Here is a 20,795-nt window from a genome sequence, read left to right on the forward strand (position 1 = left end):
GCAGTGTAGCGGCCGCCCATGTGGGAAAACCATTAAAAAGAGTACCGGCAACGCCATGTTATCGAAAGTCCTGACTAAAGTTATCGGAAGCCGTAATGACCGCACCTTGCGTCGGCTGAGAAAAGTTGTTGATGAAATCAACAAACTCGAACCCCATTTTGAAGCATTGAATGATGATGTGCTGAGAGCGAAAACCGTTGAATTCCGCAAGCGCCTTGATCAAGGTGCCGAGCTTGATGATCTCCTTCCTGAAGCCTTTGCCACTGTACGAGAAGCCTCTAAGCGTGTATTTGGCCTGCGCCACTTTGACGTGCAAATGGTTGGCGGTATCGTGCTCCACAATGGTCAGATTGCGGAAATGCGCACCGGTGAAGGTAAAACCCTGACCGCGACGCTACCTTCTTATTTGAACGCCTTGACCGGAAAGGCGGTTCACATCGTGACGGTGAATGATTATTTGGCGGAACGTGATGCCGAAACCAACCGTCCGTTGTTTGAGTTTTTAGGAATGACGGTGGGCGTCAATGTCCCCAACATGCCGCCGGAGGCGAAAAAAGCCGCTTACGCGTGTGATGTACTTTACGGTACCAACAATGAGTTCGGCTTTGACTATTTGCGTGACAACATGGCGTTTCGCGCAGAAGATCGTGTGCAACGCGATCGCTATTTTTCGATTGTCGATGAGGTTGACTCGATCCTCATTGATGAGGCACGTACGCCACTGATTATTTCTGGGCCAGCGGAAGACAGCTCTGAGATGTATCAGCGTATCAATGCCTTGATCCCAAGCTTGAAACAGCAAGAGCAAGAAGATACCGAAGACTATCAAGGTGATGGCCACTTCACGGTTGATGAAAAAGCCAAGCAAGTGTACATGACCGAAAATGGTCAAGAATTCGTTGAAGACTTGCTCAAGAAAAACGGCTTGATGGAAGACGGCGATACCTTGTACTCACCGGCGAATATCAGCCTGATCCATCATATTAATGCCGCATTACGCGCCCACGTCTTGTTTGAGCGCGACGTTGACTACATTGTCAAAGACGATGAAGTGATCATCGTGGACGAGCACACCGGACGCACCATGCCGGGACGTCGTTGGTCGGAAGGTTTACACCAGGCGGTGGAAGCCAAAGAAGGGGTGAAAATTCAAAACGAGAACCAAACACTGGCCTCGATCACCTTCCAAAACTTCTTCCGTTTGTATGACAAGCTCTCAGGCATGACCGGAACCGCGGACACCGAGGCGTTTGAGTTTCAGTCTATCTATGGCCTAGACACCGTGGTTATCCCGACTAACCGGCCAATGGTGCGTAAAGATCACGCCGATCAGGTCTACATGACCGAAAAAGAAAAGTTTGCCGCGATTGCTGAAGACATCAAAACGCGCGCCGAAGCCGGCCAACCGGTATTGGTCGGAACGGTATCGATTGAAAAATCTGAATTACTGTCCAGTGCACTGCAAAAAGACGGCATCAAGCACCAGGTGCTTAACGCTAAATTCCATGCCCATGAAGCGGATATTGTTGAGCAAGCCGGTTACCCAGGCACGGTGACAATCGCCACCAATATGGCCGGTCGCGGTACTGACATTGTGCTGGGTGGCAGCTGGAAACAAGTGCTGGGTGATGTCGAAGACCCGACGGAAGCGCAAGTAGAAGCGGCAAAAGAGAAATGGCAGCAGCTTCATGACCAGGTCGTTGAAGCGGGTGGTCTGCATATCATTGGTACTGAGCGTCATGAATCCCGTCGTATTGATAACCAGCTACGGGGTCGTGCCGGTCGTCAAGGTGATCCAGGTTCAACCCGCTTTTATTTGTCGATGGAAGATTCTTTGATGCGGATCTTCGCCTCAGAAAAAGTCTCTAACATGATGAAACGATTAGGGATGGCGGAAGGCGAAGCCATTGAGCACCCCTGGGTCAACAAAGCCATTGAAAACGCGCAGCGCAAAGTGGAAGGGCGTAACTTTGACATTCGTAAGCAACTGCTTGAATTTGATGATGTTGCCAACGATCAGCGTAAAGTGGTGTACGAGCTACGTGATGCGCTCCTAGTTTCTGAAGATATCAGCGAAATGATCGAGCACAACCGCGAGGATGTGGTTAATAACATTGTTAACCAATACATTCCGCCTCAGTCGCTGGAAGAAATGTGGGATGTGCCAGGGCTGGAAAAACGGCTTAAAGCGGACTTTGATCTCGAATTACCGATTCAGCAATGGCTGGATGAGGACGACAAGCTGTATGAAGAGTTACTGCGCGAGCGCATTCTGACGGCCTTGATCGAGGTTTATAAAGGCAAAGAAGAGGCGGTAGGGGCAGAAACCCTGCGTAACTTTGAAAAAGCGGTGATGCTGCAAACCTTGGATACGCTTTGGAAAGAGCACCTCGCGGCGATGGATCATCTCCGTCAAGGTATTCACTTACGTGGCTACGCACAAAAGAACCCAAAACAAGAGTACAAGCGCGAATCGTTTGAGCTGTTTGAGGGCATGCTGGAAGCGCTAAAAACCGATGTGGTGACAACGCTCAGCCGTGTCCGCGTACAACAGCCGGACGACGTTGAGCGTATGGAAGCTGAGCGCAAAGCCCGTGCTGAGCAGGCCGCGCAAAAGCAGCAAGTTAACCATGCGCAAGCTGATAATCAGTTTGACGATAGCGACAGCGCCGAACAGAGTGGTAGCGGTAACGAGACCGTGGTGCGCGATGGACGTAAAGTCGGCCGTAATGAGCCTTGTCCTTGTGGATCAGGGAAGAAATTTAAGCAATGTCACGGTAGAATCTAAGCCCTGACCATGCGTTATCAAAAAGGCCGTTTATCGGCCTTTTTTTATTATCAGGAGAGACTATGAAACGGGTAAGTATTGCCGCTGGCATTATTGTTAATCCGACACAAGACAAAGTCTTTATCACTCGCCGTCATGCTCACGCCCATCAAGGGGGAAAGTGGGAATTTCCGGGCGGAAAAATTGAAGGGAGTGAAACCCCGCAACGCGCATTGCTGCGAGAGTTAAACGAAGAAGTTGGGATTACGGCAAAAGCGGTCAGCCCCTTTATATCGTTAGACTTTGACTTTCCCGACAAAGCATTAAGTTTGGATTTTTTCTTGGTCTCTGACTTTGAGGGCGAGCCCCAAGGCTGTGAAGGACAAGAGGGCGTTTGGGCACCGATTGCCGAATTGGATCATTATCCGTTTCCCGACGCCAACGATGCGGTATTAGAAAAAATTCGCGCTCGATTCTGAGCGCGAGAAAAACATCGTAGAACAGGGAATAGGGCAGGACGTTTACTCGTGCTGCCCTTCTGACCAGAGGTCATCATCCGAAAGGTCAGGGGCCCCGGGGATGGCTTTTTCTTCACTGGCCCATTCGCCCAAATCAATCAACTGACAGCGTTTGCTGCAAAATGGACGATGCGGGCTAACTTCTCCCCAAACCACAGGCTGTTGGCATGTTGGACATTTGACAACGGTAGGGGCATCACTCACGTGGATCTCCTTAACAAACACTGATATGAACAGACATATTGTCGGCGACCTCGTGATCGTCGTCAAATGGCATAAAGCGGATCGCGAAGCGGTTTTTATGCCCAGATACTAACGGATAAACCCCGAGATCAGGGGATATCTTAAGCCGAATTAAGCAGGCGCCATCCGCTTCTTGTTGGTAGAAACCTTGTTGAATCGTCGCGGTACCGCCATGTGCGCTTTCACGTGTGAGTTGCAGCCAGAACGCCAAAGCGTGACGTAATGGTGCCAGGGTTTCCATCCAGGTCTGAATCGCACTTTGCCGTGCGGCCAGTGGTTGATGGAGCCAGTAGTGGAAATTGGGGAGATCAAAGCTACAGCTCCCCCCTGGAATCGAAAAGCGCTGCTTAATACTGGTTAAAAAACGGTCTTCTTTTAACGCTTGGCCGAAGCGTTTGGCCTGTAATACCGCGCGCTGGTGCGCGGCGAGTTGATCGAGCAACTGGTTGAGCTGTGCCTGATCAACCTGGGGCACATCAGTCCAGGCTTTGAGTTTTTTCTTGAGTTTGTCCAAATCCTTGGCGAGATCCGCTTTTACTTGCACTTGATCTAAAATCTCCAGTAGATCAAACAGGCTGCGGAAAAATTGAATATGATGACAGGGTGCGGAAAGCCCGCTCACTTCGTCCAGTTGAGAGAGCAGGTACTCCAGGCGCAAGTAAATTCGCACCTGTTCATTGAGTGGGTGTTCATACAAAGTGAGGCTGGTCATAAGCGTTTAGCTGTCCTGTCCGACTATGGGTCGGCGTTTGCCTGGGTTGCCAAGGTTAAATACGTGTGATGTAAGGCATCAACTTGTCGATCAAGTTCCGCTTCGGTTTGCGTATTATCGATCACATCATCGGCGACGGCGAGGCGTTGTGAGCGACTGGCTTGTGCGGTCAAAATCGCGTGAACTTGTTGTTCACTCACGTGGTCACGGGCGAGCGTGCGCGCGATTTGTGTTTGCTCGTCCACATCGACGACCAACACTCGTTGCGCCAATGACGTTAGGTTATTCTCTACTAACAAGGGCACCACAAGCAAACAATACGCTGAACTGGCCTGCGCACAGGCTTGGATCATGCGTTGGCGGATCATGGGGTGAAGCAGGTTATCGAGCCATTGCTTGTCGTCTGGATGACTAAACACCCGCTCACGAAGCCAGGCACGATCTAGGCTGCCATCTGGATTTAATGCTGGTGTGCCAAAACGCGCGACAATCGCGGCCAGACCGTCACTACCGGGCGCAACCGCCTCACGAGCGATCACATCAGCATCAATGATATCAATGCCCTTGGCGGCAAAACGATTGGCAACCGTGGTTTTACCACTGCCAATCCCTCCGGTTAACCCGACCACAACGGTCATTAGCGCACTCCTAGAATGTGTGAAAGATACCAGTGTAACAGGCTATCGCCCCAAAGCAGACTTAGCCAACCTGCGACGGCAATAAAGGGGCCAAAGGCAAACGCGTGCTGCAGGCTCTTTTGTTGTTGGCGAAGCAATAATCCCCCAACGATAGCGCCACTGAGTGAGGCGAATAAAATCAGTAGCGGCAAAGCTTGCCAACTGACCCAAGCGCCCAGTGCCGCAAACAGTTTAAAATCACCATAGCCCATGCCTTCTTTGCCAGTGGTAAGTTTAAAGGCCCAAAAGAGGCTCCAAAGGCTGACATAACCGACCATAGCACCAATGACACTTTCACTGAGGGTGATAGGACTGATGCCGCAGAGAGCGAGGCCGATTCCGGCCCACATTAAGGGTAAGGTGAGTTGGTCGGGCAGCAACAGGGTTTCCCAATCAATGAGGGTCAGCGCCAGCAAGGTGAGACTGGCCGCCATCACCGCGATGGCCCATGCCGGTGAGGAAATAAGCCATGCCGGTAACACACAGACAATAGCACTGGTGACCTCGACCAGTGGGTAGCGTGGACTGATCGCCGTGCCACACTGACGGCAGCGGCCTTTTAACATCAGCCAACTGAGCAAAGGAATATTATCGTACCACGCAATCGGCTGCTGGCACTTTGGGCAGTGTGAGGCGGGAAAACACAAATCAAAGCGCCGCGCATCAGGCGCGTCAATGTCAGCATCGGGAAACGTCGCCAAGCATTCTTGACGCCAACGGCGTTCCATCATAATGGGCACGCGTGCGATGACCACATTTAAAAAGCTACCGATAATCAGGCCAAATAAGCCAGCAAAAAAAATGAATAACGGTGATGAGAATATCAACATGGGACCTTCTGGGCATTAACCTTGTGCGCATCATAGCGCCTTGCGGTGTCAGACTCTATCTTGGCTAGCCAAGAACAGACATCAGATTGAAAATGGGTAAGTACATGGCCACCACTAAGCCGCCAATCAATAGCCCGAGTACTAAAATTAACAGGGGCTCGATGATTTTACCGAGGTTGTCTACGGTGTTGTCGACTTCGGCTTCATAGATTTGTGCGATGCGGTTGAGCATATTATCGAGCGACCCCGACTCTTCGCCAATCATCACCATTTGCGTCACCATCACGGGGAAGCTGTTACTGTCACGCAAGGCTTGATAAAGCGGAATACCAGTGGCCGTGTGCTGATACACCGCCTTGAGTGCGTGGACATAATACGCGTTGGTCATGGATTTCGCCGCGGCTTGTAAGCCAGAGAGTAACGGAATACCGGCACTAAACGTGGTGGCTAGGGTGCGAGAAAACTTGGCGATGCAGGCTTTGCTCACCACTTCACCAATGACGGGCAGCCGGAGTAGCCAGCGATGATAGTGATATTGGTAGGTCGCGTTTTTACGCTGTAGCAACTGGTGCGCGGCGGCAAGACCCGCCACGACCAGCGTGATGGTCAATGCGTGCTGGCTCACGATGTCGGATAAGGCGAGCACTTGTTGGGTCAGCCAAGGCAAATCGGCCCCGAAGGAATCAAAAATACGTTTAAACTTCGGGATCACGAACACCAGCAGATAGGCACTGACGCCCAAGGCCACGCTGACCACGATGCTGGGATAAATCATGGCTTTGATGACTTTACTGCGAAGTAACGCCTGCTTTTCACGGTATAGGGTTAAGCGAGCAWAAATCTCCGGCAGTTGCCCGGTTTGCTCACCCGTTGCGACCAAATCGCAATAAAAGCGATCAAACAAGGGGCTCGCGTGCGCTAGCGCCTCACTCAAATTGGTTCCCGCCTCCAGTTGTTGGCGAATATGACGCACCAGCAAGCGCATTTCGGCTTTGACTTGATTGAGCGCCATGAGGTTCAGGGCTTGTACGATAGGGATCCCAGACTCAAGCAAGGTGGTGAGATCACGTGAAAACTGGGTGATATCCGCTGCCTTGGCTTTATGACGACGCTGCTGAAAGCTCGATAGCCGGCGGCGTATGAGGCGGCTGGGGACGATAGATTGGTTCGCTAGCTCTTGGCGTGCGTCTCGCTCTGTGTAGGCGAACACCTGCCCTTTTTTTTCACCACGGGCAGCGGCTTGACGCCAATGAAAGATAAACAGGGTGGATTTGGCCATGCAGACTCCTTASGCAAGCTGAATAACGCGGGTAAGCTCTTGGATGCTGGTGATCCCTTGGTTGAGTTTGGCAACCCCAGACTCGGCCAATCGCCACATACCTTCTTCGGTGGCCAGTTGAGTGAGTTCCACCGCGCTGGCATTTCGGTAAATGGCGCTGGTTATCTTTTCTGTCACGGGGAGCACTTCGTACACCCCAGTCCGTCCTTGATAACCCTGATAGCACTGGTAACAGCCGTGAGGATTGGCTTGGTAGAGCGTGCTTGGGGTTAAGCTTGGATAGAGGTTGGCTAAGTACTGAAGGCGTGGGTCATCAGACGGGTGCGGCTGTTTACAAACAGGGCATAAACGGCGTACCAAACGCTGAGCCACCACCAAAGTTAGAGAGCTGGCAAGGTTGTAGGGGGCAATGCCCATATGGGACAAACGGGTGATGCTTTCGGCCGCCGAATTGGTATGCAGCGTTGATAACACCAGGTGACCGGTTTGCGCGGCCTTGATCCCGATCTCAGCGGTGTCGAGATCGCGTATTTCTCCCACCATCACCACATCGGGATCTTGGCGCAAAAAGGCACGGAGTGCGGTGGCGAAATCTAAACCGATGCTAGGATTAACATTGACTTGATTGATGCCTTCTAGCTGGATCTCAACCGGATCTTCGACGGTGGCAATATTACGCTGCGGCTGATTAAGATACCTGAGCCCACTATACAAAGAGACGGTTTTGCCGCTTCCCGTTGGGCCGGTAAACAAAACCATCCCTTGCGGCCTATCCAATGCGTCTTGATAGTGCTGGCGCTGCCACTCGGTTAAGCCTAAATCATGTAGCGTCAGTTGCTGCTGGCCATTATTCAACAAGCGAACCACCACCTTCTCGCCCCAAACGGTCGGTAAGGTGGATACGCGCATATCGACGGTGTGATCGGCAGTGAGGGTCAGCTTAATGCGCCCGTCTTGTGGTAAACGTCGTTCGGCAATATTGAGTTGGGCCAGGATTTTGAGTCGAGTCGACAGCCGCCGCGAGACCCCCGCAGGAGGGTGGGCATAGGTGTGCAATAAACCGTCTTGGCGAAAGCGAATTTGGTAGTGATGTTCAAAGGGCTCGAAGTGCACGTCGGAGGCGTTTTTACGCACCGCATCCACCAATATCTGTTGAATGTAACGACTGATCGGCGCCTGATCGCTTTGTAGCTCAGCGCTGTCTTCTTGTGGGCTATCGGTGACGGTCAGGGCGGCTAAGTCTTGATCACTGATGGTGATGCCATCGCCGGTGCCATCGATATCTGCGCCGTATAAGTGGCGCAGCGCGGCATCCAAGTCCGGCTGACTGAGTACCACTAAACGGACATTGAGCCCAGTAGAAAAGCGAAAGTCGGCGACCGCCTCCGTGTTATCTGGGTCACTGACGCCGAGCAGTAGCTCTTGGCCTTGCTGGGCCAGCGGCAACACCTGATGACGCTGAATCAAATCGCGCCTATCTAGGGCATAACAGGTGTCTTTAAACGGGTACTGATGGCTTTCCGAAAAAGGCAGGTGATGCTGACTCGCGAGGGTGTGGGCGAGCGCGGTGGGGTCAACCCCGGCATCGAGTAAACGGGAGACGCTAAGCGGTGTGCCATCGCCAATGCCCAACGCATGGTGCTGGGCATCGGTCAATAAACCGGCTTGATACAACTGAGCGGTTGGGATCATCGGCTGTCCTTACTTCGTCTCAATCATCGTGCTTTCGCATTAAGAGCCGTTTTGGCAGCCTTTGATTTCGCTTGGTTCTAACGTTATACCCTTACCGAGACTGTAGCTGCATTGCCAAGCATATTTGCGTTTCTCAAAGGTTATTTTGGTGCCTGTAACGGCGCTATCAGCCGAAAACGTCACTTCAAGCCCTATCTTCGAGTCATCGTTGCCGCTCCCTGCTAGCTCAGTGACAGTAGCGAGTTCCCCAAGCTTTGCCTTTTTGCTCTTTTTGCCACCACCTGCTAATTCGTTAACAAAGTCTTCTACCGATCCACCTTCTTCATCAAGATATAGGTCAAGCCGAGTGAGAAGAGCACGGCCTGATGCTAACCCTGAGTTAAATTCAGCGATTTTTTGTTTATTAACATAAGCGGGGACGGCGATGGCAGACAGTGCTGCGATAATGCCGACGACGATCAGTAACTCAATCAAGCTAAACCCTTGTTGCTTTTGCATCCTATTTATCTCCTTTCCATCATGGTGGGCCGCCTACTCGGTGGCCGCGAGTGCAGCGACTTTACGCTTGTGAGCGTGGCGCAAAAAAGAGGGGAGAGATGAGTTTGAGACTGAAGGATAAAAGCTGGATGTAACAGTATTTTTTTCTAAGGTAGTGTTCGACTCACCACAAAATTTTTGTCACGAAAGAGTGATAAAAAGGCCGCCCATCGTGGGCGGCCTGGTCGACGCTGAGTGAGCGTACGTGTTAGTGAAAACGCATGGATAAATCGAGCGCAGTCACGTGCTTGGTAAGCGCGCCCACCGAAATATAATCCACGCCCGTGGATGCGTATTCCGCCAGAGTATCCAAGGTGACGTTTCCCGAGACTTCTAGCGCCACTTTATTTTGGTTTAACGCCACCGCTTCACGCATCATCGGCACGCTAAAGTTATCCAGCATCACAATGTCGGCGCCGGCCTCAATGGCTTGTTTTAGCTCATCCAGATTTTCTGTCTCTACTTCCACCGGTTTATCTGGATTCAGACGACGAGCCTCTTGCACCGCATTGGCAATCCCGCCACAGGCGAGAATATGATTCTCTTTGATCAAATACGCATCAAACACACCAATACGATGATTGTGTCCGCCGCCACAAGCGACAGCATATTTGAGTGCACTGCGCAGTCCCGGGATGGTCTTACGCGTGTCGAGCAATTTGGTGTGGGTGCCGTTGAGCGCTGCCACATAGGTTGCCGTTTTACTGGCGCAGCCTGACAAGGTCTGGATAAAGTTCATCGCATTGCGTTCACCGGTCAACAAAACACGCGAGGGACCTTGTAAGGTACACAGCGATTGATTAGCGGTGATGGCGTCGCCATCGGCAACATGCCACGTCAAGGTGACGTCGCCACCGAGTTGATGAAAAACTTCATCCGCATAGGCACGGCCACAGAAAACGCCATCTTCTCGGGTGATCAGTGTCGCGGTGGATACCGAATCGGCCGGGATCAGGCTAGCGGTGATGTCTTTGCTGGGGTCGATGTCGCCACCCAGATCTTCTCGCAGTGCGTCGGTCACCGCGCGGGTCACGTCGGCGCGGAGGTGAGAGGTGAGATAGGCCAGGCGGCGCTCGCTGTCATGGACAGCATGAAAAGGGGTCGATGTCATCATGGCTTACCGCGGTCATCAAAAAAGTGGTCGAATGATAACGCTGGTGATAACGAAATGCAGCTTTTCTCTCTCGTTTCCCTGCGTTCGTCTACCTTTTTGATCATAGTCTGTCTTTTAAATTGTCTACACTTTGGGCAGGAACAGTCAAAGAGGGGATGCGATGAAGCGAGGGTTAGCCCTGGTGGCCATGATAGCGATTGCGTTTATTGGGTTCCGTACGTGGCAGCAACTCAGGCAGCCTGTGTCCGAACCATTATCATCACTGGCTATTGCGGTTTCGCTCACCCCCCTGTCTGCCCCGATTATTGTGGCTAAAGAGCAGGGACTATTTAAAAAGCATGGTATTGCGATGACGCTTAAGCCTGTCCATGGCGGGGTAAAGAGTTTTCAAACCTTAATGTCAGGAGAGGTGGACTTAGCGACTACCTCAGAGACGGTGGTGATGTTTAACAGTTTTGAGCGCGATGATTTTAATGTGCTAACCAGCTTTGTCGAGTCAGATAACGATGTCAAACTCTGGTCTATTGACCGTGAGATTAGCGGCTCGTTGGCGCACGCGCTCGACAATGCACGCGTGGGCATTGTTGCGTCGAGTGCCAGTGAGTATTTCTTTGACTCCTTGCTGCAATTGCACGACATTCCGAGAGAGCGGGTGGAAAAAGTTGGCTATCCTCCCGAAGCACTGCCCAAAGCGCTTCTCGACGAGAAGGTGGATGTGATAGCCATATGGGAGCCCTACGGCTATCAGCTCCTCAAGCAGTCCAACCAGCCGGTGCATTCGCTTGATAGTAAAGGTCTGCACAGCCTCTCTTTTCTGTTAGTCAGTGATCGCTTGTTAGTCAACAAGCAGCACCAGGACATGCAACAGGTTGTCAGTGCGCTAGATGACGCGGTGAACTTTATTCATCAACATCCAGAGCGGGCTAAAGTACAGGTCTCCGCGTATCTTGACATGTCAGACGATAAACTCAGCTGGCTATGGCAAGATTACTTATTCCGCCTTTCATTGAATGATTCGTTACTACTGCGGTTAAAAAACCAAGCGCGATGGGCGCAAGAAGCGGGTTTAGTGGAAGGGAGCACGCCGTCATTCCGCCATATACTCAACCCGGGCCCCTTGGTTGAGGCCACRCAAAAAGTGAGTTTATTAGAATGAAGATCGGTCAGCAGCTCAGTATAGTTGTGTATGCCTGTACGGCGCTCACCTTTATTACGCTGTTAATTACGGTTGAACTTTTTTATAAACAAAATCAAATTCAGTCACGGTTAGACAGCATCATGGCGGTACACTCTCAGATTGATAGCCTGCGTGGCCGTCTATGGTTGTATCGTCAATATCCCAGTGCGCAAACGCGCCAAGATGTGAATCAGTCGACCCATGCATTGCGTGCGCAGTTAGACAGCGATGAACTTGCGTTACCGCCGCAGTCCGCGCAGTCAATCCGGCTCGCGGCAAATAGTATTGACCGCCTATTGTCAGTAACAGCGGGGCAGTTAAGCGTTGCCCCTTCCGTGGATGAAGGGCGTTTGATGCTGTTCTCACGTTTTAATGTGTTGCTACAGGCGATGAGTGAAACGGCCTTTTCGGTACGGCAGCAGGTGATGTATCAATCGGGGCAGCAACAGAAAACCCTGCTGGTGGTACATGGCGGCGTACTGGTGGTGTTAGCCTTGTTGGTAACTATGTTTGTGACCAGCTTGCGGCGGCGGTTAACGCACCGTCTAAAAGCATTGCATTCGACGATTACACAAATAAAGCAAGGTGATTTAACCACTGAGTTAACCTTGACTGATAAAGATGAGCTGACTGAATTGGCTGATCATGTCAACGAGATGAAACGTGCGCTAAGCCACACCATGGTGGACAAAAAGCAGTTGAGCGAAGAAGTCGCACGGCAAACGCAACAGCTTCGTGAGCAGCAGCATCAACTCAAATTCCTGGCTGAGCGCGATGAGTTGACGGGCCTCTTTAACCGACGTGCGTTTCAATCACATGTGGAGGTGGCGGTGATGCGGGCCAATCGCGCCCAAACCAATGCGGCGTTATTATTCATTGATTTAAATGATTTTAAGCAAGTCAATGACACCTACGGACATGGGGTCGGTGATGAGCTTCTCAAAGTGGTCGGTCATCGCTTGAAACAATGCGTGCGTCGCTCTGATTTGGTTGGCCGCTTGGGGGGAGATGAGTTCATTGTCTGGCTGGACTTATTAGCGAATAAATCGGCGTTGAATGAAGTGATCACCCGTATCCAAGAAGAAATACACGCGCCAATACAGGTTGCCGATACCTCCTTGTCACTGACCATTAGCATCGGCGTAAGTTGCTTCCCCACGGATGGGCTCGAGCTACAGCAAATGATGAATCAAGCCGATGCCGCCATGTATTACGCCAAAAATCACCCTGAAGCGCGTTGTTGCTTGTATTCCAATCTTCCGACTGACCAGATAAAGTAGCGATTTTGCTCACGTGGATCGGATATGTCTTTTTCACAGATTGACAATCATTGGTTAGTAGGCGCGCGCGCTTGTCTGTCTCCTCATCATAACCAACGCCCAGATAGCAAGGATATCTCCTTGCTGGTGATCCACAACATCAGTCTGCCGCCCGGTCAGTTCGACGGTCCCTATATTGAGCAGTTTTTTCAGGGGCATCTCGACCCCTCGGCACATCCTTACTTTGCCGAGATCGCATCGCTTCGCGTCTCCGCCCACCTACTGATCCGACGAGATGGAAGTGTGATCCAGTTTGTACCATTCAGTGCGCGTGCATGGCATGCTGGCGCTTCGTGTTTTGACGGTCGGCAGCAATGTAACGATTTTTCTATCGGTATTGAGCTAGAGGGCACAGACACACATCCATACACCGATCAGCAGTACCAATCGTTAGCGGCGATCACGCAGACGCTGATGCAGTCCTACCCAGCCATTACTCGTGATCGAATCACAGGACACCAACATATTGCCCCAGGCCGTAAAACGGATCCTGGGGTAGCGTTTGACTGGAAAAAGTTACACGCACTGATTTAGATGCCTATTGCATTGACTGAATTAAATGGTCTGACCAATTTAAAGAGGGCGGGGTATTCATGGCTGTCAGGCTAAAAATACACAGGTTTCCATGATGTCAATCAAAGTTCAGGTGGACAGAATACCCGCTGTCTGGTAACTTTAGGGATCAATAAAGTAATTGGTCTTACCAATTTACAATCAGTCAGTTTCTGCAGCTAAGCGCCAAGCTTGGGAGGGCAGATGGTCAATAAATACAATGGCATATCAGCGAATTCGTCAACCTAAACTCTCGGATGTAATTGAAAAAGAGCTCGAGGGCTTAATTCTGGAAGGGACCTTGTCTCCAGGCCAGAAGTTACCGCCTGAACGAGAGTTAGCGACGCAATTTGATGTGTCTCGCCCGTCAGTGCGCGAAGCGATTCAACGGCTTGAAGTCAAAAAGCTACTGACGCGCAAGCAAGGTGGCGGCACCTTTGTCAGTGAACGCCTTTGGCAACGCTTCTCTGAGCCATTGCTAGAGTTATTGGCGGACCATCCAGAAACCCAGCTTGATTTATTGGAGTCACGGCATGCTTTAGAGGGGATTTCTTCTTATTTTGCCGCATTACGGGGAACAGAAGAGGATTTTTCCCGCATTGAAGACTGTCATGACGCCATTCGTCAAGCACAACAAAATGGGGACTTAGAGGCAGAAGCCTCGGCTGTGATGCAGTATCTCGTTGCCGTAACGGAAGCGGCGCATAATGTGGTGTTACTTCACATCATGCGCAGTCTCGCGCCGTTACTGGAACAGAATATTTTGCAAAATTTTGAGCTACTTTATCGCCGTCAAGAGACGGTGGAAAACGTCAGCCGACACCGAGCTGAGATAGTGGATGCGATTACCGCTGGTGAACCAGAAAAAGCCAGACAAGCGTCGCATGCACACTTGGCTTACATTGAGGAAACTCTGTTGGATCTTGGTCGAGAAGAAAGCCGTCGCGAACGGTCTCTACGTCGAATTCAACAACGCAAGGACGAGTTGGAGTCGCCTTATTCGCACCGATAGAAACGCGAAGGGCACTGCAGCTGCGACAACGTTTGTTTTGTACGAGTCAATCAACGAAAGGATAGATCGCCATGTCTGAAGTCATGAAACATGACGTGGACGCACTTGAAACACAAGAGTGGTTGCAAGCTCTTGAGTCAGTCGTTCGTGAAGAAGGTGTAGAACGTGCCCAGTTCCTTCTGGAGCAAGTATTAGGGCAAGCACGTTTGGACGGTGTTGACATGCCAACGGGCGTGACCACCAACTATGTAAATACCATTCCTGCTGATCAAGAACCTGCTTACCCAGGTGATGTGAATCTGGAACGCCGTATCCGTTCTATCATTCGTTGGAACGCAATCATGATCGTGTTGCGTGCGTCCAAGAAAGATTTAGAGCTGGGTGGCCACATGGCATCATTCCAGTCTTCGGCGGCATTTTATGAAACCTGCTTTAACCACTTCTTCCGTGCGCCTAACGAGAAAGATGGTGGCGACCTGGTGTATTATCAAGGTCATATTTCTCCAGGTATCTATTCACGTGCCTTTGTTGAAGGCCGCTTGAGCGAAGAGCAGCTCGACAACTTCCGTCAGGAAGTCGATGGCAAAGGGGTGTCTTCATATCCGCACCCGAAACTGATGCCTGAGTTCTGGCAGTTCCCTACCGTATCTATGGGTCTGGCTCCGCTTGCGTCTATCTATCAAGCGCGTTTCCTCAAATACCTCAACGGTCGTGGTCTAAAAGACACCTCTGAGCAGCGTGTTTATGCGTTCCTCGGTGACGGTGAGATGGATGAGCCAGAGTCACGCGGTGCGCTGTCATTCGCAGCCCGTGAAAAACTGGATAACCTCTGCTTCTTGATTAACTGTAACCTGCAGCGCCTTGATGGTCCTGTAATGGGTAACGGTAAAATCGTTCAAGAGCTGGAAGGCCTCTTTAAAGGCGCCGGCTGGAACGTGATCAAAGTGGTTTGGGGCTCTGGCTGGGACAAATTGTTGGCCAAAGACACCTCAGGTAAATTGCTGCAGTTGATGAATGAAACCATTGACGGTGATTACCAGACGTTCAAATCGAAAGATGGCGCTTACGTACGCGAACACTTCTTCGGCAAGTATCCAGAAACAGCCGCCTTGGTTGCAGACATGACTGACGAAGAGATCTTTGCACTTAAGCGTGGTGGCCACGAGCCATCTAAATTATTTGCTGCCTTCAAAGCAGCACAAGAGTGCAATGACCGTCCAACCGTGATCTTGGCGAAAACCGTTAAAGGTTATGGCATGGGTGAAGCGGCTGAAGGGAAAAACATCGCGCACCAAGTGAAGAAAATGGACATGACCCATGTTCACGCGATGCGTGATCGTCTTGGCCTACAAGACTTGTTGTCTGACGACGATGTACAAAACCTGAAGTACCTGAAGTTGGAAGAAGGCTCTGCCGAGTACGAATACCTGCACGCACGTCGTAAGGCACTGCACGGTTATACCCCACAGCGTCTGCCGAAATTTACGCAAGAACTGACATTGCCAAAACTGGAGGATTTCTCGGCGTTACTGTCTGAGCAGAAACGTGATATCTCCACCACCATGGCATTTGTACGTTCTTTGAATGTATTGCTGAAAGACAAGAGCATTGGCAAGAACATTGTGCCAATCATTGCCGACGAAGCGCGTACATTCGGTATGGAAGGCTTGTTCCGTCAAGTAGGTATCTACAACCCGCAGGGTCAGACTTATACCCCAGAAGATCGCGGTGTGGTGTCTTACTACAAAGAAGAAGAAGGCGGCCAAGTACTGCAAGAAGGGATCAACGAGCTAGGCGCGATGTCATCGTGGGTAGCGGCGGCGACCTCTTACAGCACTAATGATCTGCCCATGATCCCATTCTACATCTACTACTCCATGTTCGGCTTCCAACGTGTTGGCGACATGGCGTGGATGGCGGGTGACCAGCAAGCGCGTGGTTTCCTATTGGGTGCGACTGCCGGTCGTACTACCTTGAACGGTGAAGGTCTACAACACGAAGACGGTCACAGCCATATTTTGGCAAGCACGGTACCTAACTGTGTTTCTTACGACCCAACCTTCGCGTACGAAGTGGCGGTGATCATGCAAGACGGTATCCGTCGCATGTACGGTCCTGACCAAGAAAACATCTATTACTATCTGACGCTGATGAACGAAAACTATCATCAGCCAGCCATGCCTGAGGGCGCGGAAGAAGGTATCCGTAAAGGTATCTACAAGTTGGAAACCTACACGGGCGATAAAGCGAAAGTCCAGCTAATGGGCTCTGGCACCATCATGACCGAAGTGCGTAAAGCGGCGAAACTGCTTAGCGATGAGTTCGGTGTGGCGTCTGACGTTTACAGCGTGACCTCGTTCAACGAGCTGGCACGTGACGGTCAAGATGTCGATCGTTTCAACATGCTGAACCCAGATGCAGAAAGCAAAGTGCCTTATATCCAAACCGTGATGGGCACAGAGCCAGCGATTGCTGCGACTGACTACATGAAGAACTATGCTGACCAAGTTCGTGCGTTTGTCCCAGCTGAATCTTACAAAGTACTGGGCACTGACGGCTTTGGCCGTTCAGACAGCCGTGAAAACCTTCGTCGTCACTTTGAAGTGAACGCAGGCTATGTGGTTGTAGCGGCACTTAATGAGCTGGCTAAGCGTGGCGATGTTGACAAGAAAGTGGTCGCAGAAGCGATCAAGAAATTCGACATCGATACCAACAAAGTAAACCCGCTGTTCGCGTAAGAGGCTGAAATAATGTCAATCGAGATTAATGTACCTGACATCGGTGCGGATGAAGTAGAAGTGACTGAGATCCTTGTCAGCGTGGGTGACAAGGTTGAAGAAGAGCAGTCGTTAATCACCGTTGAGGGTGATAAAGCATCCATGGAAGTCCCTGCATCACAAGCGGGTGTGGTCAAGGAAATTAAAATTGCCGAGGGTGACAAAGTCACCACCGGCTCTTTGATGATGATCTTTGAAGCGGAAGGTGCCGCATCAAGCGCTCCTGCGGAAGAGGCGGCTCCCGCCGCCCCTGCTGCAGCACCAGCGGCTGCATTAGAAATCAAAGAAGTGCACGTGCCTGATATCGGCGGTGACGAAGTTGAAGTGACCGACATCATGGTGGCGGTAGGCGACAGCGTCGACGAAGAGCAATCATTGATCACCGTTGAAGGCGACAAAGCGTCAATGGAAGTGCCGGCACCGTTTGCGGGCACTGTTAAAGAGATCAAAATTGCTTCAGGTGACAAGGTCTCAACTGGCTCTTTGATCATGATGTTTGAAGTCGGCAGCAGTGCCCCTGCCGAGGCACCTGCCCAAGCTGCACCTGCGGCCCCTGCTGCGTCAGAATCAAAAGACGTCAACGTTCCTGACATTGGCGGTGATGAAGTCGAAGTGACTGACATCATGGTCGCTGTAGGCGATACGGTTGAAGAAGAGCAATCTTTGATCACCGTTGAAGGCGACAAAGCGTCAATGGAAGTGCCGGCACCGTTTGCGGGTACAGTGAAAGAAATCAAAATCGCCGCGGGCGATAAAGTGTCTACCGGCTCGCACATCATGGTGTTCGAGGTGGCGGGTAGTGCACCTGCGGCACCAGCAGCGGCACCTGCACCTGCTGCAGAGGCAAAATCTGCACCCGCACCAAAAGCGGAAGCACCTGCAGCAGCTAAAGCCGACGCCGGTAAAGACGAGTTTGTTGAAAACAAAGAATACGCCCATGCGTCACCTGTTGTTCGTCGTCTCGCGCGTGAATTCGGTGTTAACTTGGCGAAAGTCAAAGGCACCGGTCGTAAAGGACGTGTACTGAAAGAAGACGTTCAGAGCTTTGTCAAAGAGGCGCTTAAGCGTCTTGAATCTGGCGCAGCGTCTGGCTCTGGCGACGGCAGTGCACTTGGCCTGCTCCCTTGGCCGAAAGTGGACTTCAGCAAATTCGGTGAAACAGAAGAAAAACCACTGTCTCGCATCAAGAAGATCTCGGGGGCGAACCTGGCACGTAACTGGGTGATGATCCCGCACGTGACGCAGTGGGATAACGCCGATATCACTGAAGTGGARGCGTTCCGTAAAGAGCAAAACGCGATCGAGAAGAAGAAAGAGTCAGGCATGAAGATCACCCCATTGGTGTTCATCATGAAAGCGGCTGCTAAAGCGCTGGAAGCTTTCCCTTCATTCAACGCGTCACTGTCTGAAGACGGTGAAAGCCTGATCATGAAGAAGTATGTCAACATCGGTATCGCGGTTGACACGCCAAATGGTCTGGTCGTGCCTGTCTTTAAAGACGTGAACAAGAAAGGCATTCACGAGCTATCTGAAGAGCTGATGGTGGTATCGAAGAAAGCCCGTGGCGGTAAGCTAACGGCCTCTGATATGCAAGGTGGTTGCTTTACCATCTCTAGCCTAGGTGGCCTTGGCGGTACAGCGTTTACGCCAATCGTTAATGCGCCAGAAGTGTCTATCTTGGGTGTGTCTAAGTCAGAAATGAAGCCAGTATGGAACGGTAAGGACTTTGAACCTCGCCTGATGCTGCCGCTGTCACTGTCTTACGACCACCGTGTGATTGACGGTGCCGAGGGTGCGCGCTTTATTAGCTACCTCAACGGCCTACTGTCTGATATTCGCCGTTTGGTACTCTAATCGCAATACCAACAACCCGACTGGCCGGTCAAAGGTCGGTCGGGAATTGTTGTGCAGCTCACAGGCTATGGGTTTTTATTTTTCAGCCCATTAACATGGCTGTAAACTGTGGCTCCCAGATACCCACAACAATAAAAAAATTACCGCTCTTAGCCTGTCAGGGAATAAGACTATAACGAGGTCAGAATGAGTAAAGAAATCAAAGCGCAAGTCGTCGTCCTTGGCGCTGGTCCTGCTGGATACTCCGCCGCTTTCCGCTGTGCCGACCTAGGTTTGGAAACCGTATTGGTTGAACGTTACAACAACCTTGGCGGTGTGTGTCTAAACGTCGGCTGTATCCCATCTAAAGCCCTACTTCACGTTGCCAAAGTGATTGAAGAAGCCAAAGCCATGGCCGAGCACGGCGTGGTATTTGGTGAGCCACAAACCGATATCGACAAGATCCGATCTTGGAAAGATAAGGTCATTGGCCAACTGACGGGTGGCTTAGGCGGTATGGCCAAGCAGCGTAAAGTGACAGTCGTCAATGGCACAGGCCGTTTCACTGGCGCCAACACCCTGTTAGTCGAAGGGGAAGAAAGCACTACCATCAACTTTGATAATGCCATCATCGCGGCCGGCTCTCGTCCTATCGAGCTGCCATTTATCCCGCATGATGACCCACGCATTTGGGACTCCACCGACGCCCTTGAGCTCAAAGAAGTGCCTGAAAAAATGCTGCTAATGGGTGGCGGTATCATCGGCCTAGAGATGGGCACCGTCTACCATGCACTCGGCTCACAGGTTGATGTGGTCGAAATGTGCGATCAGGTGATCCCTGCGGCAGATAAAGACGTGATCAAAGTCTTTACTAAGCGCATCAGCAAGAAGATGAACCTCATGCTGGAAACCAAGGTGACCGCGGTAGAAGCCAAAGAAGACGGCATCTACGTCACCATGGAAGGCAAAAAAGCCCCAGCAGAGCCTGTTCGCTATGACGCTGTTTTGGTTGCCATCGGCCGTAGCCCGAATGGCAAACTGCTTGATGCGGGCCAAGCTGGCGTTGAAGTTGACGATCGCGGCTTTATCAATGTTGATAAGCAGATGCGCACCAACGTGCCGCACATCTATGCGATCGGTGACATCGTGGGTCAGCCTATGTTGGCGCACAAAGGTGTACACGAAGGCCATGTCGCGGCAGAGGTTATCTCAGGTAAGAAGCATTACTTCGATCCAAAAGTGATCCCATCGATTGCGTACACTGAGCCAGAAGTGGCGTGGGTCGGTAAAACTGAGAAAGAGTGTAAAGAAGAAGGCATTAACTACGAAGTAGCAACCTTCCCATGGGCGGCTTCAGGTCGTGCGATTGCGTCTGATTGTTCGGACGGTTTGACCAAGATGATCTTCGATAAAGATACGCACCGTGTGATCGGTGGTGCTGTCGTGGGTACCAACGGCGGTGAGCTGCTGGGTGAAATTGGTCTTGCTATCGAGATGGGTTGTGATGCCGAAGATGTCGCGCTGACGGTTCATGCTCACCCAACCTTGCACGAATCGGTTGGTTTGGCTGCAGAAGTGTTTGAAGGCTCAATCACAGATATGCCTAACCCGAAAGCGAAGAAAAAGAAATAAACCACGCGTTTATATTTTTCTGACTCAGCCCCGCTATGCGGGGCTTTTTTTATATCTGTGAACCCGTGTGGATCGTGAACAAAAAAAGCGGGCCAAGGCCCGCTTCGTGCGTCAGTCGGTAGAA

At 51.3% G+C, this 20,795-nt stretch carries 17 protein-coding genes; 9 read left to right on the top strand and 8 right to left on the bottom strand.

All coding sequences use genetic code 11. The features are described from left to right. The first annotated feature begins 55 nt into the window (after positions 1 to 55). Positions 56 to 2,788 carry a preprotein translocase subunit SecA gene (gene secA, locus BZG14_RS02200; protein WP_077607861.1) on the top strand — a complete coding sequence of 911 codons (2,733 nt, stop codon included), beginning with the start codon at positions 56 to 58 and terminating at the stop codon, positions 2,786 to 2,788. Between the two features lie 62 nt (positions 2,789 to 2,850). Next, entirely contained in the window at positions 2,851 to 3,246 is a 396-nt protein-coding gene (gene mutT / locus BZG14_RS02205; RefSeq protein ID WP_069363360.1) for an 8-oxo-dGTP diphosphatase MutT, read from the top strand. Positions 3,247 to 3,288: 42 nt separating this feature from the next. On the opposite strand, the gene yacG is transcribed toward mutT, so the two are convergent. The 8 genes from yacG to nadC all read right to left on the bottom strand — a co-directional run bounded on the left by yacG (position 3,289) and on the right by nadC (position 10,366). After that, on the bottom strand, positions 3,289 to 3,489 hold the full coding sequence (yacG, locus tag BZG14_RS02210) for a DNA gyrase inhibitor YacG (RefSeq protein ID WP_069363361.1): 201 nt from the start codon (positions 3,487 to 3,489) through the stop codon (positions 3,289 to 3,291). Positions 3,490 to 3,499: 10 nt separating this feature from the next. Then, positions 3,500 to 4,240 carry a cell division protein ZapD gene (zapD, locus tag BZG14_RS02215; RefSeq protein ID WP_077456479.1) on the bottom strand — a complete coding sequence of 247 codons (741 nt, stop codon included), beginning with the start codon at positions 4,238 to 4,240 and terminating at the stop codon, positions 3,500 to 3,502. A 23-nt stretch (positions 4,241 to 4,263) separates the two neighbouring features. Beyond that, positions 4,264 to 4,878, bottom strand: coding sequence for a dephospho-CoA kinase (gene coaE, locus BZG14_RS02220; RefSeq protein ID WP_077607862.1), 615 nt, complete (start codon positions 4,876 to 4,878; stop codon positions 4,264 to 4,266). Next, entirely contained in the window at positions 4,878 to 5,747 is an 870-nt protein-coding gene (locus BZG14_RS02225; protein WP_077607863.1) for a prepilin peptidase, read from the bottom strand. Before BZG14_RS02225 ends, coaE begins: the two co-directional genes overlap by 1 nt. A 64-nt stretch (positions 5,748 to 5,811) precedes the next feature. After that, positions 5,812 to 7,026, bottom strand: a complete 1,215-nt coding sequence (locus tag BZG14_RS02230; protein WP_077607864.1) for a type II secretion system F family protein — start codon at positions 7,024 to 7,026, stop codon at positions 5,812 to 5,814. Between the two features lie 9 nt (positions 7,027 to 7,035). Beyond that, complete coding sequence (gene pilB, locus BZG14_RS02235; RefSeq protein WP_077607865.1) at positions 7,036 to 8,718, bottom strand: type IV-A pilus assembly ATPase PilB; 1,683 nt, start codon at positions 8,716 to 8,718, stop codon at positions 7,036 to 7,038. A gap of 39 nt (positions 8,719 to 8,757) precedes the next feature. Further along, positions 8,758 to 9,216 carry a pilin gene (locus BZG14_RS15975; RefSeq protein WP_077607866.1) on the bottom strand — a complete coding sequence of 153 codons (459 nt, stop codon included), beginning with the start codon at positions 9,214 to 9,216 and terminating at the stop codon, positions 8,758 to 8,760. A 247-nt stretch (positions 9,217 to 9,463) separates the two neighbouring features. Beyond that, complete coding sequence (gene nadC, locus BZG14_RS02245) at positions 9,464 to 10,366, bottom strand: carboxylating nicotinate-nucleotide diphosphorylase (protein WP_077607879.1); 903 nt, start codon at positions 10,364 to 10,366, stop codon at positions 9,464 to 9,466. Between the two features lie 163 nt (positions 10,367 to 10,529). Here nadC and BZG14_RS02250 point away from each other — a divergent pair, with 163 nt between their 5' ends. From BZG14_RS02250 to lpdA, 7 genes are all read left to right on the top strand, one after another. Continuing rightward, entirely contained in the window at positions 10,530 to 11,525 is a 996-nt protein-coding gene (locus BZG14_RS02250) for an ABC transporter substrate-binding protein (RefSeq protein ID WP_077607867.1), read from the top strand. Next, positions 11,522 to 12,826 carry a diguanylate cyclase domain-containing protein gene (locus tag BZG14_RS02255; RefSeq protein WP_077607868.1) on the top strand — a complete coding sequence of 435 codons (1,305 nt, stop codon included), beginning with the start codon at positions 11,522 to 11,524 and terminating at the stop codon, positions 12,824 to 12,826. Before BZG14_RS02250 ends, BZG14_RS02255 begins: the two co-directional genes overlap by 4 nt. 24 nt (positions 12,827 to 12,850) lie before the next feature. Next, the gene (gene ampD / locus BZG14_RS02260; RefSeq protein ID WP_069363368.1) at positions 12,851 to 13,399 is read left to right on the top strand and encodes a 1,6-anhydro-N-acetylmuramyl-L-alanine amidase AmpD; all 549 of its coding nucleotides are present in this window, start codon (positions 12,851 to 12,853) and stop codon (positions 13,397 to 13,399) included. A gap of 238 nt (positions 13,400 to 13,637) precedes the next feature. Next, positions 13,638 to 14,429: a pyruvate dehydrogenase complex transcriptional repressor PdhR gene (gene pdhR, locus BZG14_RS02265; RefSeq protein WP_077607869.1), complete on the top strand. Its 792-nt coding sequence runs from the start codon at positions 13,638 to 13,640 to the stop codon at positions 14,427 to 14,429. A gap of 71 nt (positions 14,430 to 14,500) precedes the next feature. Beyond that, positions 14,501 to 17,167, top strand: coding sequence for a pyruvate dehydrogenase (acetyl-transferring), homodimeric type (gene aceE / locus BZG14_RS02270; protein ID WP_077607870.1), 2,667 nt, complete (start codon positions 14,501 to 14,503; stop codon positions 17,165 to 17,167). Positions 17,168 to 17,179: 12 nt separating this feature from the next. Further along, positions 17,180 to 19,060, top strand: a complete 1,881-nt coding sequence (gene aceF / locus BZG14_RS02275) for a pyruvate dehydrogenase complex dihydrolipoyllysine-residue acetyltransferase (RefSeq protein ID WP_077607871.1) — start codon at positions 17,180 to 17,182, stop codon at positions 19,058 to 19,060. A gap of 186 nt (positions 19,061 to 19,246) precedes the next feature. Next, positions 19,247 to 20,671: a dihydrolipoyl dehydrogenase gene (lpdA, locus tag BZG14_RS02280; RefSeq protein WP_077456501.1), complete on the top strand. Its 1,425-nt coding sequence runs from the start codon at positions 19,247 to 19,249 to the stop codon at positions 20,669 to 20,671. Positions 20,672 to 20,795 lie beyond the last annotated feature (124 nt).

This window comes from Salinivibrio sp. IB282, assembly GCF_001995685.1.
GTDB classification, from domain to species: domain Bacteria; phylum Pseudomonadota; class Gammaproteobacteria; order Enterobacterales; family Vibrionaceae; genus Salinivibrio; species Salinivibrio kushneri.

Coding starts and splice junctions, on each gene's coding strand:
- aceE (WP_077607870.1), top strand. CDS start 14,501: ATGTCTGAAGTCATGAAACATGACGTGGACGCACTTGAAACACAAGAG.
- nadC (WP_077607879.1), bottom strand. CDS start 10,366: ATGACATCGACCCCTTTTCATGCTGTCCATGACAGCGAGCGCCGCCTG.
- BZG14_RS02255 (WP_077607868.1), top strand. CDS start 11,522: ATGAAGATCGGTCAGCAGCTCAGTATAGTTGTGTATGCCTGTACGGCG.
- BZG14_RS02225 (WP_077607863.1), bottom strand. CDS start 5,747: ATGTTGATATTCTCATCACCGTTATTCATTTTTTTTGCTGGCTTATTT.
- BZG14_RS15975 (WP_077607866.1), bottom strand. CDS start 9,216: ATGCAAAAGCAACAAGGGTTTAGCTTGATTGAGTTACTGATCGTCGTC.
- mutT (WP_069363360.1), top strand. CDS start 2,851: ATGAAACGGGTAAGTATTGCCGCTGGCATTATTGTTAATCCGACACAA.
- lpdA (WP_077456501.1), top strand. CDS start 19,247: ATGAGTAAAGAAATCAAAGCGCAAGTCGTCGTCCTTGGCGCTGGTCCT.
- ampD (WP_069363368.1), top strand. CDS start 12,851: ATGTCTTTTTCACAGATTGACAATCATTGGTTAGTAGGCGCGCGCGCT.
- secA (WP_077607861.1), top strand. CDS start 56: ATGTTATCGAAAGTCCTGACTAAAGTTATCGGAAGCCGTAATGACCGC.
- coaE (WP_077607862.1), bottom strand. CDS start 4,878: ATGACCGTTGTGGTCGGGTTAACCGGAGGGATTGGCAGTGGTAAAACC.
- pdhR (WP_077607869.1), top strand. CDS start 13,638: ATGGCATATCAGCGAATTCGTCAACCTAAACTCTCGGATGTAATTGAA.
- zapD (WP_077456479.1), bottom strand. CDS start 4,240: ATGACCAGCCTCACTTTGTATGAACACCCACTCAATGAACAGGTGCGA.